At 72.5% G+C, this 16,527-nt stretch carries 11 protein-coding genes; 5 read left to right on the top strand and 6 right to left on the bottom strand.

What is annotated here, in order from left to right; translation table 11 throughout:
• Positions 1 to 171: 171 nt before the first annotated feature.
• The 4 genes from cydD to hisC all read right to left on the bottom strand — a co-directional run bounded on the left by cydD (position 172) and on the right by hisC (position 8,353).
• Positions 172 to 4,008: a thiol reductant ABC exporter subunit CydD gene (gene cydD / locus LCE31_RS12100; protein ID WP_225014203.1), complete on the bottom strand. Its 3,837-nt coding sequence runs from the start codon at positions 4,006 to 4,008 to the stop codon at positions 172 to 174.
• A gap of 20 nt (positions 4,009 to 4,028) precedes the next feature.
• On the bottom strand, positions 4,029 to 5,075 hold the full coding sequence (gene cydB, locus LCE31_RS12095) for a cytochrome d ubiquinol oxidase subunit II (RefSeq protein WP_225014202.1): 1,047 nt from the start codon (positions 5,073 to 5,075) through the stop codon (positions 4,029 to 4,031).
• Positions 5,076 to 5,088: 13 nt separating this feature from the next.
• Positions 5,089 to 6,603, bottom strand: coding sequence for a cytochrome ubiquinol oxidase subunit I (locus LCE31_RS12090; RefSeq protein WP_225014201.1), 1,515 nt, complete (start codon positions 6,601 to 6,603; stop codon positions 5,089 to 5,091).
• A gap of 670 nt (positions 6,604 to 7,273) precedes the next feature.
• Entirely contained in the window at positions 7,274 to 8,353 is a 1,080-nt protein-coding gene (gene hisC, locus LCE31_RS12085) for a histidinol-phosphate transaminase (protein ID WP_225014200.1), read from the bottom strand.
• 594 nt (positions 8,354 to 8,947) lie between these two features.
• Between hisC and LCE31_RS12080 the strand changes: the two genes are divergently transcribed.
• From LCE31_RS12080 to LCE31_RS12070, 3 genes are all read left to right on the top strand, one after another.
• Entirely contained in the window at positions 8,948 to 10,069 is a 1,122-nt protein-coding gene (locus LCE31_RS12080; protein ID WP_225014199.1) for a LacI family DNA-binding transcriptional regulator, read from the top strand.
• A 522-nt stretch (positions 10,070 to 10,591) separates the two neighbouring features.
• A complete protein-coding gene (locus LCE31_RS12075) occupies positions 10,592 to 11,848 on the top strand; it encodes a metallophosphoesterase (RefSeq protein ID WP_225014198.1) in 1,257 nt (418 codons plus the stop codon).
• Positions 11,849 to 12,004: 156 nt separating this feature from the next.
• On the top strand, positions 12,005 to 13,069 hold the full coding sequence (locus LCE31_RS12070) for a hypothetical protein (RefSeq protein ID WP_225014197.1): 1,065 nt from the start codon (positions 12,005 to 12,007) through the stop codon (positions 13,067 to 13,069).
• Between the two features lie 36 nt (positions 13,070 to 13,105).
• Here LCE31_RS12070 and LCE31_RS12065 read toward each other — a convergent pair whose 3' ends face one another.
• Complete coding sequence (locus LCE31_RS12065) at positions 13,106 to 14,110, bottom strand: helix-turn-helix transcriptional regulator (RefSeq protein ID WP_225014196.1); 1,005 nt, start codon at positions 14,108 to 14,110, stop codon at positions 13,106 to 13,108.
• Between the two features lie 305 nt (positions 14,111 to 14,415).
• Here LCE31_RS12065 and LCE31_RS12060 point away from each other — a divergent pair, with 305 nt between their 5' ends.
• The gene (locus LCE31_RS12060) at positions 14,416 to 15,387 is read left to right on the top strand and encodes an SDR family NAD(P)-dependent oxidoreductase (RefSeq protein ID WP_225014195.1); all 972 of its coding nucleotides are present in this window, start codon (positions 14,416 to 14,418) and stop codon (positions 15,385 to 15,387) included.
• Between the two features lie 27 nt (positions 15,388 to 15,414).
• Positions 15,415 to 16,032, top strand: a complete 618-nt coding sequence (locus LCE31_RS12055; protein WP_225014194.1) for a DUF4291 domain-containing protein — start codon at positions 15,415 to 15,417, stop codon at positions 16,030 to 16,032.
• Here the strand turns inward: LCE31_RS12055 and LCE31_RS12050 are convergent.
• Positions 15,993 to 16,448, bottom strand: a complete 456-nt coding sequence (locus LCE31_RS12050; RefSeq protein ID WP_225014193.1) for a GNAT family N-acetyltransferase — start codon at positions 16,446 to 16,448, stop codon at positions 15,993 to 15,995. The two genes, LCE31_RS12055 and LCE31_RS12050, sit on opposite strands and share 40 nt — an antisense overlap.
• Between the last annotated feature and the right edge of the window lie 79 nt (positions 16,449 to 16,527).

Below are 16,527 nucleotides of genomic sequence, written 5' to 3'. Positions count from 1 at the left end.
CCGCGCCCCCCTCCCGGAGCCTCCCGGCCTCGCCCGCAGCACGCGCCTCCCGCCGGCCGCGCGCGGCTCGCCACGCGCTTCCCGCCGGCCGGCGCCCGCGCGTATCCCGCCACGCGCGTCCCACCGAGGCGCCCGCCACGCGCCTCACGCCGGACGAAGGTGGGGCGTCGCTCAGCCCTGGCCCACGGCCAGCAGGTCCCCCGTTCTCTCCACGGTCCTCTCGCGTTCGATCATGCGCCGCAGCGGCCCGTCGACGGCGGCGAGCTCCGCGTACGGACCCCGCTGCACGGTCCTGCCCCCGTCCAGCACGATCACCTCGTCCACGGCGTCGAGTCCATGCAGCCGGTGGGTGATCAGCAGCGTCGTCCTGCCCTCGGTCGCGGCCAGCAGATCGGCCGTCAGCGCGTCGCCCGTCGCCAGGTCCAGATGCTCGGCCGGCTCGTCGAGCACGAGGACGGGGAAGTCCGCGAGCAGCGCGCGGGCCAGTGCGAGCCGCTGCCGCTGGCCTCCGGAGAGCTGGGCGCCGTGCTCGCCGACGAGGGTGTCGAGGCCGTGCGGCAGCCCGTCCACCCAGTCGAGGAGCCGGGCCTCCCGGAGCGCTCCCCGCAGTTCCTCCTCGGTCGCGTCGGTACGGGCCAGGCGCAGGTTCTCCCGTACGGAACTGTCGAAGAAGTGCGCGTCCTGCGCGCACAGCCCGACGAAGCGCCGCACGGCGTCGCCGTCGAGCGCGTCCGCCGGGGTGCCGCCGAGCCCCCAGGCGCCCTCGCGGATGTCGAGGAAACGCAGCAGCACCTGCGCGAGCGTCGTCTTGCCCGATCCCGAGGGACCGACGACGGCGACGCGGCGCCCTGCGGTCAGCGTCAGGTCGAACCCGCTGAGCGCGTCCCGCGCGGCATCCGGGTAGCGGGCGCTCACGCCGTCCAGGCGCAGCGGGAACGGCGAGGCGGGAGGCGCGGCAGGCCGCTCGGGTTCCGACACCGGGACAGGCGCGTCGAGCACTTCGTACACGCGCTCGGCGCTGCGCCGCGCACGCTGGCGGAACTGCACGGCGAGCGGCAACCCTGTGACCGCTTCGAAGGCGGCCAGCGGTGTCAGCACGACCACCGCGAGATCGACACCGGGAAGGCGGCCGTCGCGGACGGCCCCCACCCCGACGACCGCGGCGGCGGCCACCGTCAGACCGCACACGAGCGCCGAGAGCCCGGCGCCGAGGGCGGTGGCGGCGGCGCCGCGTGACACCAGCGAGGTCAGTTCGGCGTCGGCCCTGCGGGCCTGGCGCAGCCGGTGCGGCAGTACGCCCGCTACGGTGATCTCGCCCAGGCCGCGCAGGAGTTCCGCGACCCGCACGGCGAGCGCGCCGCGTGCGGGCGCGAGCCGCCGCTCCGCGCGGCGGGCGACGGCGCCGCTGAGCGCGGGTACGGCGATGCCCGCCAGGAGCAGCCCGGCGGCGAGCACGGCGCCCGCCTCCGGCAGCAGCCAGGCGGTGAACGCGACGGTCGCGGCGGACACCAGCATCGAGGTCCCGGCGGGCAGCAGCCAGCGCAGCCAGTAGTCCTGGAGCTGGTCCACGTCGGCGACGAGCCGGGTCAGCAGGTCCGCGCTGCGGGTGGTGCGCAGCCCGGCGGGCGCGATCCGTTCGAGCCGGCGGTAGACGCCGACGCGCAGGCCGGCGAGCAGCCGCAGCACGGCGTCGTGGGACACCAGGCGCTCCGCGTACCGGAAGACGGCACGGCCGATGCCGAACGTGCGCGTGGCGGTGACCGCGACCATGAGGTAGAGGACGGGCGGGTGCTGGGAGGCGCGGGAGATGAGCCAGCCGGACACAGCGAGCAGGCCGATGGCCGAGCCCAGTGCCAGCGCCCCGAGCAGCAGCGCGAGCAGGAACCTGCCCCGCAGCGGCCCGGCCGCGGCCCGCACCCGCGCGAGCACCGCACCGCCCTCCGGGCCGGCGGCCGGTGCGGACAGAGACCCGGCCCGAGACTCCGGCAAGGCCTCCTTCATGGCCGCGGGCTCGGGCGCGGCCTCGGTCCGGCCCTCCGACCGGGCCACGAGCCCGGACGTGGCCGCGTTCGCGCCGCCGCCTGCCGCAGCCGCGACGTCCGTGCGGCCCTGCTCTCCGCCACGCTGCTCTCCGCGGCCCTGCTCCGCGCGGAGCCCGGCCAGAACACGCGCCGCGTCCACGACGGCCCGCCCTTCGGAGTCCGCACGCCCCTGACGCCCGGCGCCGGGGCGACCCGCCGCCGCGATCGCGGACGGCCCCCGCCGCACCGGCCGTACGGGCAGCTCGGCCCGGACCGCCGCGCCGCCGGAGACCCGGGCCGGAGCGTTCGGCGTTCGCGGCAGTGGCGCGGCCGGCGCAAGCCGTGCCTCCCGGCCGGTCGCCGCCAGCGCCACCACGCGGTCGGCGGCTGCCAGCAGGGCGGGCCGGTGCGCCACCAGCAGGACCGTACGGCCGGCCGAGAGACGGCGTACGGCGTCGACGACGGCGGCCTCCGTCGCACCGTCCAGCGCGGCGGTCGGCTCATCGAGCAGCAGCAGCGGCCGGTCGGCGAGGAACGCGCGGGCGAGCGCGAGCCGTTGCCGCTGTCCCGCGGACAGGCCCGCGCCGTCCTCGCCGAGCGCGGTCCGAGCGCCGTGGGGGAGCGCCGCGACGAAGTCGTACGCCCCCGCCTCCCGCAGTGCCGCCCACACCTCCGCGTCGTCCGCGTCGGGACGGGCGAGCCGTACGTTCTCGGCGATGCTGCCCGCGAACAAGTACGGGTACTGCGGGACCCACGCGATCCGCTCCCGCCAGAGCGCCATGTCGATCTCCGCAAGGTCGACCCCGCCGAGGCGCACCCCGCCCGAGGCCGGCCTCGTGAAACCGAGCACCACGTCCAGCAGCGTGGACTTGCCGATGCCGCTCGGCCCGGTCAGCGCCACGGTCTCCCCCGGCTCGACCGTCAGCGTCACCGCGTCGAGCGACGGCGCCGCCCGGCCCTCGTGGCGTACGGTCACATCCCGCAGTTCGAGGCGGACGGACGCGGGCGCGAGTCCGCCCCCACCGCGCGGCGCCTCGCTCTCCAGGACCGCGAAGATCTCCTCGGCGGCCGCCAGGCCCTCGGCAGCCGCGTGGTACTGCGTGCCCACCTGCCGGATCGGCAGATACGCCTCGGGCGCGAGGACCAGGATGACCAGCCCCGTGTACAGGTCCATGCCGCCGTGGACGAGCCGCAGTCCGACCCCGACCGCGACGAGCGCCACCGACAGCGTCGAGAGCAGTTCCAGCGCGAAGGACGAGAGAAACGCGATACGCAGGGTCCGCAGCGTCGCCTGCCGGTACTCCGAGGTGATCGTGCGGATCGACTGGGCCTGCGCCTTGGCCCGGCCGAAGACCTTGAGGGTCGGCAGCCCGGCCACCACATCGAGGAAGTGCCCGGACAGCCGGGACAGCAGCCGCCACTGGCGGTCGGTCCGCGACTGGGTGACCCAGCCGATGAGCGCCATGAACAGCGGGATCAGCGGCAGGGTCACCACGATGATCGCCGCCGAGATCCAGTCCTCGGTGACGATGCGGGCGAGCACGGCCACCGGCACGACGACCGCGAGACCGAGCTGCGGCAGGTAGCGCGCGAAGTAGTCGTCCAGCGCGTCCACTCCACGCGTGGCGAGCGTGACCAGCGAACCGGTGCGCTGCCCGCTCAGCCGGCCGGGCCCCAGCTCGGCGGCCCGTGCGAGCAGCCGCCCGCGCAGTTCGGACTTGACCGCCGCGCCGGCGCGGTGGGCAGCCAGCTCGGTGAGCCAGGCCACCAGCGCCCGCCCGAGCGCGACCGCTCCCAGCGCCACCAGAGGGGTGACCAGGGACGCGAGCCCCCGGTCGTGGTGGAACGCGCCCACCACGACGTCCGCGATCAGCATCGCCTGTGCGATGACCAGGCCCGCGCCGATCGCGCCCAGCATCACCGTGGCAGCGAGGAAGAACCGCGTCGCACGGGCGTAGCGCAGCAGCCGGGGATCGATTGGTTTCACGTGAAACACCCGCTCCCGGGTCAGTGCGCGTCGGCAGCGTGGACAGCGGAACCGGAGCCGCCAGAACCGGAGCCGCCCGGGATGTGCTGGGTCCCGATCCGCTTGCGGAACACCCAGTACGTCCAGCCCTGGTAGAGCATGACCAGCGGTGTCGCGAACCCGGCGCACCAGGTCATGATCGTCAGCGTGTAAGGGGCGGACGACGCGTTGGAGACCGTCAGGCTCCACCGGGGGTCCAGCGACGACGGCATGACGTCGGGGAACAGCGTCAGGAAGAACATCGTGACGACGCCCACGATCGTCAGCCCCGACAGTGCGAACGACCAGCCTTCCCGGCCCCGGGCGTTGGCGGCCACCGCGAGGACCAGCGCGGCCACGGCCCCCGTCGCGGCGAACAGCGACTCTGCGTCGCCGCTGTCGATCTGCGTCCAGGCGAGGAAGCCCACCACCAGGACGGCCGTGACACTTCCGAGCCCCGTGGCCAGCCTCCGGGCCCGTGCCCGGATGTCCCCCACCGTCTTGAGCGCCGCGAACACCGCGCCGTGGAAGGTGAACAGAAGGAGTGTCACCGCGCCGCCGAGCAGGGCGTACTGGTTGAAGAGGTCGCCCAGGTTCCCGGCGTAGTCGCCGTGCGCGTCGATCCGCATGCCGTGCACGAGGTTGGCGAAGACGATGCCCCACACGACGGCCGGCAGCAGCGACGACCAGAAGATCGCGTGCTCCCAGTTGCGCTGCCAGCGCTCCTCGGCGCGCTTGGACCGGTACTCGAAGGCCACCCCGCGCACGATCAGGCAGACCAGGATCAGCAGCAGCGGCAGATAGAAGCCGGAGAACAGGCTGGCGTACCAGTCGGGGAAGGCCGCGAACGTCGCGCCCGCCGCGCTGATCAGCCAGACCTCGTTGCCGTCCCAGACCGGCCCGATCGTGTTGATGAGGACGCGCCGCTCGGTGCGGTCACGCGCCAGCACCTTCGTCAGGACCCCGATGCCGAAGTCGAACCCTTCGAGGAAGAAGTAGCCGGTCCACAGGACGGCGATGATCACGAACCAGATGTCATGGAGTTGCATGGCTGCCGGCTCCTCAGTACGAGAAGGCCATCGGCCGGTCGGCGTCCGCCTCTTCGCGGTCGCCCCCGATCCGGGTGGGCGGGTGGAGATCGGAGTCACTGAGCTCGGGCGGCCCCGCCTTGACGTACTTCACCATCAGCTTGCACTCGACGACCGCGAGGATCGCGTACAGCAGCGTGAAGACGATCAGGGACGTGAGGACCTCGGCGGTCGAGACACCGGGGGAGACCGCGTCGGACGTGCGCAGCACCCCGTACACGACCCAGGGCTGGCGTCCGTTCTCCGTGAAGATCCAGCCCCAGGACATGGCGATCATCGGGAAGGTCATCGTCCACAGGGCGGCGATCCAGTACCAGCGGGCGAGCTTCGGGTGGAGCACCTTGTTCCTGAAGAGGACCAGATGCGGCACCTCGTCGGGGCCGGTCCGCAGCCGCGCGGGGAGCATGAACTTCTTCCGGGTCAGCCAGAGGCCGACCATCCCGAGGGCGAAGGACGCCATGCCGAAGCCGATCATCCAGCGGAAGCCCCAGTAGGCGACGGGGATGTTGGGCCGGTAGTCGCCGGGCCCGAACTGCTGCTGCTCGGCCTTGTTGACGTCGTTGATGCCGGGGACGTGCGACGAGAAGTTGTCGTCGGCGAGGAACGAGAGCAGCCCGGGTATCTCCAGCTCGACGCTGTTGTGGCCCTTGGCCACATCGCCGTACGCGAAGATCGAGAAGGGCGCGGGCGACTCGCCGTTCCACAGCGCCTCGGCCGACGCCATCTTCATGGGCTGCTGCTTGAACATGACCTTGCCGAGCTGGTCGCCGCTGAGCGCCGTGAGCAGACCCGCGATCACGACGGTGACCAGGCCGAGCCGCAGCGACGTGCGCATCACCGGGATGTGCCTCTTGCGCGCCAGGTGGTAGGCGGCGATGCCGACCATGAAGGCGCCGCCGACCAGGAAGGACGCGGTGAGCGTGTGCGCGAACTGGGTGATCGCCGTGTTCTGCGTCAACACTGGCCAGAAGTCCGTGAGTTGGGCACGGTGGGTCTTCTTGTCGATGCGGTACCCCGTGGGGTGCTGCATCCAGGAGTTCGCCGCGAGGATGAAGTACGCGGAGAGGACCGTGCCGAGCGAGACCATCCATATGCAGGCCAGATGGATCTTCTTCGGCAGCTTGTCCCAGCCGAATATCCACAGGCCCACGAAGGTGGACTCGAAGAAGAACGCGATCAGCGCCTCGAAGGCGAGCGGGGCCCCGAAGACGTCGCCGACGAACCGCGAGTAGTCCGACCAGTTCATGCCGAACTGGAACTCCTGCACGATGCCCGTGACGACGCCCATCGCGATATTGATCAGGAAGAGCTTTCCCCAGAACTTCGTGGCCGTGAGGTACTTCGGGTTCTCGGTACGGACCCACGCGGTCTCCAGACCCGCCGTGATCGCGGCGAGGGAGATCGTGAGCGGCACGAAGAGGAAGTGATAGACGGTGGTGATGCCGAACTGCCAGCGCGCCAGGGTGTCCGGCGCCAGGGCGAGGTCCACGTCGTCTCTCCTTACATCGCCGTGGAACACGTGACCCGCGGTGGCCCATGGCGGGTCATACCCCCATGAACCAGGCGAGCTTGTGAATGCGTTCACATTCACAAGACCAGTATTGCGCACCCCTTCATCGGATCATCAGGCGGGGGTACGTCACCTAAATCACATCTGATCCGTGTCACACGGACCGGGCCACTAATGCCCGTAATGTTCCATTGGGAAATACCTCAAAGAGGGGCAAAGCACACAACTTCAGGCTTCTCGGGGCCCGATGAGGCGGGACACGGACACACGGCACCGAGGGAGCGGAGGATGCGGAGAGGACGGGAGGCGGACAGAGCGGCAGACAGGAGCAGTAGCCGGCGTACGCCACACGTCCGCGCGGCACTCAGTGGCGACGTGTGCTCGGCGCGCGGGAAGGGGCGGAACGGCGAAGGCCGCCCCCGGACATCCCGTCCGGGGCGGCCCTGGCCGTCTTGGTCGGCATCCGCGGTGGAGGCGGTTGCGGTGCTCGCGGCAGCTGCGACGATCGCGGCGACTGGGGCGACTGGGGCGACTGCGACGGTCGCGGCGACTGCGACGGGTGCGACGGGTGCGGCGCCCGCGACGGGTGCGGCGCCCGCGACAACTGCGACGCCCGCGGCGCCCGCCGCGCCCCCGACGCCCGCGGCCGCTACAGCTCCTTGCGGAATGCCTCCGCCGCGCTCAGGAACAGGTCGTTGGCCTCGGCCTCGCCGATCGTCACCCGGACGCCGTCCCCCGGGAACGGCCGGACGACCACGCCGGCCTTCTCGCATGCCGCCGCGAAGTCGAGCGAGCGGTCGCCGAGCCGTAGCCAGACGAAGTTGGCGTGCGTCTCGGGCACCGTCCAGCCCTGGGCCCGCAGCGCGCCGAGCACTCGATCGCGCTCCTTGACCAACGCGTCGACCCGTACGAGCAGTTGCTCCTCCGCGCGCAGGGACGCGACGGCCGCGTCCTGCGCGATCTGGCTCACGCCGAACGGAACGGCCGTCTTGCGCAGCGCGGCGGCGACCGGCTCGTGGGCGATCGCGAAGCCGACCCGCAGCCCGGCGAGCCCGTACGCCTTCGAGAAGGTGCGCAGCACGGCCACGTTGGGCCGGTCCCGGTAGATCTCGACGCCGTCCGGCACCGCGGTGTCGTGGTTGAACTCGCGGTACGCCTCGTCCAGTACGACCAGCACATCGGCCGGGACGCGGTCGAGGAACCGCTCCAGTTCGGCCCGGCGCACTACGGTGCCGGTGGGGTTGTTGGGGTTGCAGACGAAGATCATCCGCGTCCGGTCGGTGATCGCCGCAGCCATCGCGTCCAGGTCGTGGCCCTGGTCAGGAGTGAGCGGCACCTGTACCGAGGTCGCTCCGGAGATCTGCACGATGATCGGGTAGGCCTCGAAGGAGCGCCACGCGTAGACGACCTCGTCACCGGGGCCCGAGGTCGCCTGGAGCAGCTGCTGGGCGACGCCCACCGATCCCGTGCCGGTGGCCACGTGCGACGCGGGCACGCCGAAGCGCTCGGCCAGTTCGCCGGTCAGGGCGGTGCAGGCCAGGTCCGGGTAGCGGTGCAGGTTCCGGGCCGCGACGGCGACCTGTTCCATCACCCCAGGCAGCGGCGGATACGGGTTCTCGTTGGACGACAGCTTGTACGTGGTGGCCCCGCCCGCCGGAGCCGGCCTGCCCGGCTTGTAGGTGGGGATGCCGTCCAACTGCGTACGCAGCCTGGGGCCCGTCTCGCTCACCGCTGTTCCTCCTCGCCGTCCACCCGACCGGACCGGCAGCTCCGCCGGCCCCACGGCCTCAGCCTACGAGGAGATGGCACCCCTGCGAACGGCCGGGAAGCCCCGGCCCACGTGATGACCGCCACGTCCGCCTGACGACCGCCACATCCGCGCGACATCCGTCGCGGCCTCCGCCCGCTTCCGCACGGAGCCCCACTCGGCCCGCACGAAGCCTCGCGCCCCCTCCGAGCATGGCCCCCGGCGCGCCCCGCGACAGGCGCCCGCGCCCCTCGTATCCGGCGCCCGCGCCCCGCACGACCGGCGCCCGGAGCGCCTCGCGCCGGGGCCGATCCCCAGGGGGCGCACTTCCTCACAGCGCGCGCCGGTGGCTCGCGCCGTGGCGCGCGTCCCTCGTAGTGGTGAGTTGAGACCTCTTCGAGACATGACCCCCGCCCCAGGCATAGAGCGCTCCACGCATGCAAGATCACTGCGCGAGCGGCAACTCCCTTTGCTTCTCTAGGTTTCAGTCGTAAATGATCATGCAGAAACGTGACTGCCAAGTGGTGCATTTGCGACACGCCCAACCACCTGCCCGCGCCCTACTATCGGCTCGCCATGACAGCAGCAGGGAAACACCAGGTGAGCCGGACGGACACGACGCGCAGGGGCGGCCGGCAGGGCGGCAGAGCCGGTATCCGTGACGTAGCCGCCGCGGCCGGTGTCTCCATCACGACCGTCTCGGACGCGCTCAACGGCAAGGGACGGTTACCCGATGCCACCCGCCGCCATGTCCGCGAGGTCGCGGAGCGCCTCGGCTACCGGCCGTCCGCCGCCGCGCGGACGCTCCGAACCGGCAAGTCGGGGCTGATCGGTCTGACCGTCACCACGTACGGGGATGAACCTTTCACCTTCACCGAGTTCGCCTACTTCGCCGAGATGGCGCGGGCCGCGACCTCGGCGGCGCTCGCCCGCGGCTATGCCCTCGTGATCCTGCCGGCCACCTCGCAGCACGACGTCTGGTCCAACGTCGCACTCGACGGAACCGTCGTCATCGACCCGTCCGACCACGACCCCGTCGTCACGGAGCTCGTGCGCCAGGGGCTGCCGGTCGTCTCGGACGGCCGGCCAGCGGGCACGCTGCCGGTCACCGCCTGGGTCGACAACGACCACGAGGCGGCCGTGCTCGACCTGCTCGACCACATGGCCGAGGCGGGCGCGCGCCGGATCGGACTGCTGACCGGCACCACCACGGACACCTACACCCGGCTGTCCACGACGGCGTACCTGCGCTGGTGCGAACGCGTCGGCCAGGACCCCGTCTACGAGTCGTACCCCGCGCACGACCCCTGCGCGGGCGCGGTCGCCGCCGACCGGCTGCTGGCCCGGCCCGACCGGCCCGACGCCGTCTACGGTCTCTTCGACCCCAATGGCACCGACCTGCTCGCCGCCGCCCGCAGGTACGGCCTGCGGGTCCCCGACGATCTGCTGCTGGTCTGCTGCAGCGAGTCGATGGTCTACGCGGCGACGGAACCGCCCATCACGACGCTCTCCCTCAAGCCGCGCCGTATCGGCACCGCCGTGGTCCAGCTGCTGATCGACGCGATCGAGGGGATCGAGACGGACGGCCCCCTGGAGCGGGTGATACCGACAGAGCTGATCGTGCGGACGTCCTCGCAGCGCCGTCCACCGCGTACGACGGTGAGCGCGCCCCGCTCCCCGTCGAGCGACCGCCCCTGACCCTCCGGCCGGCCCGTCGTCGTACGTCCGGCCGGAGGGCGGCGCGCCGGTACGTCAGGGGCGTCAGGTACGTCAGGGCCGCGTGCACCCGTACGCCCGCACCGGGCCCTGTGCGTCCGGGCCCCGCGCACCCGTACACCCGCACCCGTACACCCGCACTCGACTCCGTGCGTCCGGGCCGCCGCGAACCCCACGTCCGGGCGTCCCGGTCCCGACACGCGTTCAGGGCGATCTCGCGTCCTCGGCGCGGGCGGTGCCGTACGTCGCGCCTTCCGGCCCCGCCTCCCGGGACGCGGGCTCGGCCCCAGACCTCTCCTTTTGGGGCGATCAGCGCGAAAAGAGCCGGTCGACAGGTATCCCGTTCGGATTCACCACCCCTGGTGCGTCACACAGGAGGAGCTGCATTCCTATGATGGGCGCACGACACCGCAGGCCTCTCCTGTACTCGGGTGGGCAGATCCCCACCCGACAGGCCGGGCCCGGACGGTGCACGGCGGCGGCGCGACGGTGGTGGAGGGGTCGATGACACAGGGGGCCGACGAGGAACCCGTGGTGCGTACGGCGACGTTGCGCGACTTCCGCGTGCCGCCCTACGCGCAGGTTCCCGTAGGGACCGGCGAGGCACCGGGCACACAGCCGGAGCCGCCCGGGCAACCGGTGACGCCCACACCGCACGTACCGCACGTATCTCCGGCGTCCCAGGCGCACCAGGCGGCTGACGTCCCCGGCGCTCCGCCGCTGCCCGAGGCGCCCCAGGTGCCGCCGCTCGGGGAGCAGCGTCCGGAGGCAGGGCAGCCCGTCGCGCCGGTGCACCCCGGCAACGCCGTGCCCGACACCGACCTGCCCGAGGGCTACACCCCCACCGAGCGGGACCTGCCGGTGATCGGCTCCGTGCCCGCACCCGCGCCCACCCTCCGGATGGAGACCCTGGAGGATCAGGACGCGCAGCCGGGCCTCGGCCCGCTGTACGTCGTCGGCGACGTGCACGGATACCTCGACGAGCTGCTCGCGGCCCTCGCGGAGCAGGGCCTCGTCGACGCCGAAGGCAGCTGGTCGGCGGGCACCGCACGCCTCTGGTTCCTCGGCGACTTCACGGACCGGGGCCCCGACGGCGTCGGAGTGATCGACCTCGTCATGCGGCTCTCCGCCGAGGCCGCGGCGGCCGGCGGCTACTGCAAGGCGCTCATGGGCAACCACGAGCTGCTGCTCCTCGGCGCGAAGCGGTTCGGCCCCACCCCGGTCAGCTCGGGCGCCGGCACCGCGACGTTCCACGCCGCCTGGCTCCTCAACGGCGGCCAGCAGCACGACATGGAGCGCCTCCAGGACGTCCACCTCCAGTGGATGTCGCGGCTCGACGCGGTGGCGGAGGAGGACGGGCATCTGCTGATGCACTCCGACACCACGGCGTATCTGGACTACGGGACGACGATCGACGACGTCAACGACACCGTCCACCAGATCCTCACCCGCAACGACGCCGACGAGTGCTGGGACCTGTTCCGGAAGCTGACCAAGCGCTTCGCGTTCCGCGACGACGGCCCCGACGCCGTCCGCGAACTCCTCGCCTCCTACGGCGGCGCCCGCGTCGTCCACGGCCACAGCCCCATCCCGTACCTGCTCGGCGAGGCCGGCACGGACGACCCCGACGACGAGAGCGGCCGTTCCGACCCCGTGGTGGAGGGGCCGCACGTCTACGCGGACGGGCTGGCCATCGCGATGGACGGCGGTGTGACCATGGCCGGAAAACTGTTGGTCGTCCAGCTTCCCCTGCACAACTGAATACCCGTCAGAAAGGGGATTTCGCGAAAGTCCCTGTCACGGTGGGCCGGAATCGCTCTACCATCGGCGTATCCGTAGCAGACTCTCCTCCGTTTCTGTCCACCGCCCGTTGCCCCAACGGGCGTACAGGCCTTACGGAGCATCGGGGGATGCACCATGAAAAGCGCTCCGCACCTGCTGGTCGAGGACCGCGCGGAATTCGAGCGGGCCCTCGACGAGGCGCTGCGCAACGCACACGAACGCCCTGAACTGGCCGCCATCGGGCGTCATCTGACGGCGAACCAGTTGCGCGGCATGGCACTTGACGCGCAGTCACTGATCGCGCAGTCCGCCGCCCCCGAGTACGAGCACTACCGGGAGGTACGCGAGGAAACACGTGGGTCCCGGCCGCTGCCCGTACGCGAAAAGCCGTCGCCTTCCGGCCCCCGGTCCTTCGTTTCGACGGACTCGTCCCTGTCATCGTCCGCCGCCTCCACGGCTTCCTCGATGTCTTCCGCTTCGGCCCCGCGCATGCCCCGCACTTCCGTGCTCGGAGATCCCGCGGCGACGGGCGCGGGAATAATCGCCGTGGTCGCGGTCCTGGTGCCGGTACTCGCCGCGATTGCCGCGGTGATCTTTCTACTGGCCGGATATCTGCTGAAAGCGCTCGGCCCCGCCCATCCGCTCGACGACGCGCTGATCTCCTTCGGCTGGTTCTTCGCCTCGGTCATGGCGCTGGGCATTCTGGCCGGGGGCGTCGGCCTGGTGATCACCGCGCTGCGCAACGGCTCGACCCAGATCCGTTCCCTCGGGACGGGCGGGACGGAGGAGGCCGGCGAACTCGCCGAGGCGCGTGAGGAGTGGCGGACCGCCCTGCTGGAACGGGGCATCGTGCCGTACCTGCGGCGGACGTTGCGGGAGGCCGAGGAGTCGGTGGCACCGGCCTCCCCCGGACCCTCGGCGCTGTCCGCGCCTTCGGCCGCCACCGAACCGCGGGCGTCCTCCGAACCGCGCGCGGCCTCCGGCGCCGATCGCGGCGGGGAGCAAAGCCGCCAGGGACGCGGCCCGGAACACGACCGGGACCGGCGCCAGGGCCAGGGGCACCAGCTACCCAAGATGGGCTACAGCCGGCCGGACTTCTCCAGCCCGGGCGAGGGCGCGTCCAGCGGCAGCCGCCCCCGCTACGCCAGTCCGGACTTCAGCAGCCCGGACTACGGCGGCCCCGACCACCAGCCGGAGTGACGGGCACGGGCCCGCGAACGAAGGCGATCGGCCGGCTCACGTAGCGGCGCCGTCGCCCATACCGGAGTCGGGACCGGGAGCCGTACCGGTGGCGGGGCCGGGACCCGTATCGACGCTCCCGCCGACGTCCCTGCCGGTGTCCGCGCCCTCGCCGCCGGGGCCGTTCCCGTCCGGGGTGTCCGGAGCGCGCCGCGCCGTCCCCTCGTACGCAAGGTGCGACAGCAGGGCGAGCGCGTCCGCCGCCGGGCTGCCCGGCACCGCGTGGAACAGTACGAGCCGCTGCCCGTCCGCCCCGGGCACCGCGAGCTTCTCGTACCGCAAGGACAGCTCACCGACCTGGGGGTGGCGCAGTACGGCCGATCCGCTGGTGCGCGGCCGTACGTCGTGCCGCGCCCACAGCGCGCGGAACTCCTCACTGCGTACGGACAGTTCCCCCACCAGCCTCTCCAGATACGCGTCCCGGTTCTCCGGCCCGGCGAGCGCGCGGACGGACGCGACCACGCCCTCCGCGATGCGCGGCCACTGGTCGCCGTACATGGCGCGGACACCGGGGTCGAGGAAGGTGGCCTGCAACAGGTTGACGCCCTTGGCCTGCCAGGGGCTCAGCGCGGTCGCCAGCACGTTGGCCACCAGGACGTCCTGGTAGCGGCCCTGGACGAAGGCGGCGACATCGGTCCTGGCCAGCACGAACTGCTCAAGGCCTGCCCCGACGCGCTCCGCACGGCGCCGGACCGGCCGCCGGCGGGGCCGCTGCCCCGCGAGGCCGTGCAGGTACGCGGTGGCGTCCTCGTCCAGCAGCAGGGCGCGCGCGAGAGCGTCCACGACCTGCGGCGAGGGGTGCAGGTCACGGCCGCGCTCCAGGCGCAGGTAGTACTCGGAGGAGATGCCGGCCAGCAGGGCGACCTCCTCACGTCGCAGCCCCGGCACCCGCCGGCGACCGCCGGTCCCCACCGCTCCCGCGGCGTCGATACCCACCGCCCCAGGTGACACCAGGTCGCGCCGGGCCCGCAGGTAGACCCCCAGGTCGCTGCTGTCGCTCATCCCTCCACGGTAGAGCGGCCCGACCCGCCCGCCACCTCCTCAGCGGGGGCCCTGCGACTACCAGGACAACGGGGGACATGGCACGCGTCCTTCCCCCGCGCGACGGTGGAAACAGGCCGGACGCGACACCGGACACGAGACCGGACACGACGGCGCAACCACCCGGCACACCCGGCCCGACAGGCGCCATGACGCACCCGGCCGGACAGCCGACGCCACGGCTCAACCACCCGGCAGCCCAGCAGCACGGCGCGACGACCCGGACACCCGGCACGCCGCCCGGACACGACCGAGGAACGAGAGCGATGACCCCTCAGGACCGCATCACCACGCCCTTCACCCGCGCATCGACCGCCGCCGACGTCCTCGCGGGCGTGGACCTGTCCGGCCGGCGGGCCGTCGTCACCGGTGGCGCCTCCGGTATCGGCGTCGAGACGGCCCGCGCGCTGACAGCCGCCGGCGCCGCCGTGACCCTCGCCGTACGGAACCCGGAGGCCGGCAGGCGCGTCGCGGCGGACATCGCCTCGACCACCGGCAGGGACACCGTCGCGGTCGAGCCGCTCGAACTGACCGACCGGTCGTCCGTCGCCGCGTTCGCCGGCCGCTGGCGGGGCTCGCTGCACATGCTCGTCAACAACGCCGGAGTGATGGCGCTGCCCGACCCGCACCGCACCCCCGAGGGCTGGGAGCTCCAGTTCGCCACCAACCACCTCGGCCACTTCGGCCTGGCCAGGGCGCTGCACGGCGCGCTCGCCGAGGCGGGCCGCGGCGGCGGCGCCCGTATCGTCTCCGTCAGCTCCAGCGGGCACCTGTTCTCGCCGGTCGTCTTCGAGGACCTCCACTTCGAGCGCCGCCCGTACGACGCGTGGTCGGCGTACGGGCAGTCGAAGACGGCGAACGTGCTGTTCGCGGTCGAGGCGAGCAGGCGGTGGGCGGCGGACGGGATCACGGCCAACGCCCTCATGCCGGGCGGCATCCGCACCAATCTCCAGCGGCACCAGGCGGGCGACGACAAGAGCGAGGAGTTCCGCTCCGTCGAAGCCGACTACCCGTGGCGGACCCCCGAGCAGGGCGCGGCCACCTCGACGCTGCTGGCCGCGTCCCCGCTGGTCGAGGGCGTCGGCGGGCGCTACTTCGAGAACTGCGACCAGTCGCTGCCGCACGACCCGGACGCCGAACCCGAGTGGGCGGACACCCCAGGCGTCGCGGCGTACGCCCTCGACCCGACGGCGGCCGAGCGGCTGTGGGAGGTCTCGGAAAAACTCCTGGCCGTGTGACGCTCCGCCACCCGATACTCGGGAACCATGCCCAGCACCGCGCCCGCCCTCGCGCGCCATACCCCCGCGTACGAGATCAGAGCGGACTACACGGACACGACGATCACCGTCTACCAGGCGTACGCCCCGGGGATCGGGGCGCCGGCGGCGCGTGACGGCCGCTTCCCCCTCGCCTGGAAGCGCGACCGGATGACGTGGATCAAGCCGTCGTTCCTGTGGATGATGTACCGCTGCGGCTGGGGCGCCAAGGAGGGCCAGGAGACGGTCCTCGCGGTGGAGATCACCCGCGAGGGCTTCGACCTGGCGCTGGAGAGCGCCTGCCTCTCCCACTACGTGCCACGCCTGCACGGGGATCACGACGCATGGCGGCGGACCCTGAAGAGCTCCCCCGCCCGCGTCCAGTGGGACCCGGAACGCGACCTCCACCTGCGCCCACTGCCCCACCGCTCGCTCCAACTCGGCCTTTCAGGGCCGATGACACGACGGTACGCGGACGACTGGGTGCACTCGATCAGGGACGTCACGCCCCTGGCGCGCACGATCCACGCCCTGGTGCGCGAGGGCGACACGGCACGGGCGGCGGACCTCCTTCCGCGGGAGCGCCCCTACCCGGCCGCGCCCGCCGCACTGATCGTGAACCGGTAGACAATTGACTCGCGCCGCTCGAACCCGAGCCGTTCGTAGAGCCGGTTGGCGGCGGCCCGCTCCGGCCGCGACGTCAGATCCACGCTCCGCGCCCCGGCCTCGCCCGCGAGCCCGAGCGCGTACCGGCTCAGCTCCCCGGCAACACCCTGCCCGCGCGCCTCGGCGTCGACGACGACGTCCTCGACCCGCGCCCGTACACCGGACGGCACCGGGAACACGACGAGCGTCAGCGTCCCCACGATCCGCCCGCCGTCGCCGCGCGCGACCAGGACCCGGTTGGTCTCACAGCCGACGATCCGGACGAGGGCCTCCTCGTCCAACGGCTTCGCGCCGGAGGACAGTTGCGGCAGCAGCCGCCCGAACGCCTCGACCAACTCGGCGGTCACCCGCTCCACGACCTCCACCACGACACTCACCCCCGCACCCTACGAGATCCGCCCGACCCGCACGGCCGCCCGCGCCCGAGGGCGCAAGGCGGCCGTGCGGTGTCCTGGC

It is taken from the genome of Streptomyces sp. 8L (assembly GCF_020176795.1).
In the GTDB taxonomy this organism is placed as follows: domain Bacteria; phylum Actinomycetota; class Actinomycetes; order Streptomycetales; family Streptomycetaceae; genus Streptomyces.
The sequence above is the reverse complement of the archived record's forward strand: the minus strand, read 5'-3'. Positions and strand labels throughout refer to the sequence as shown.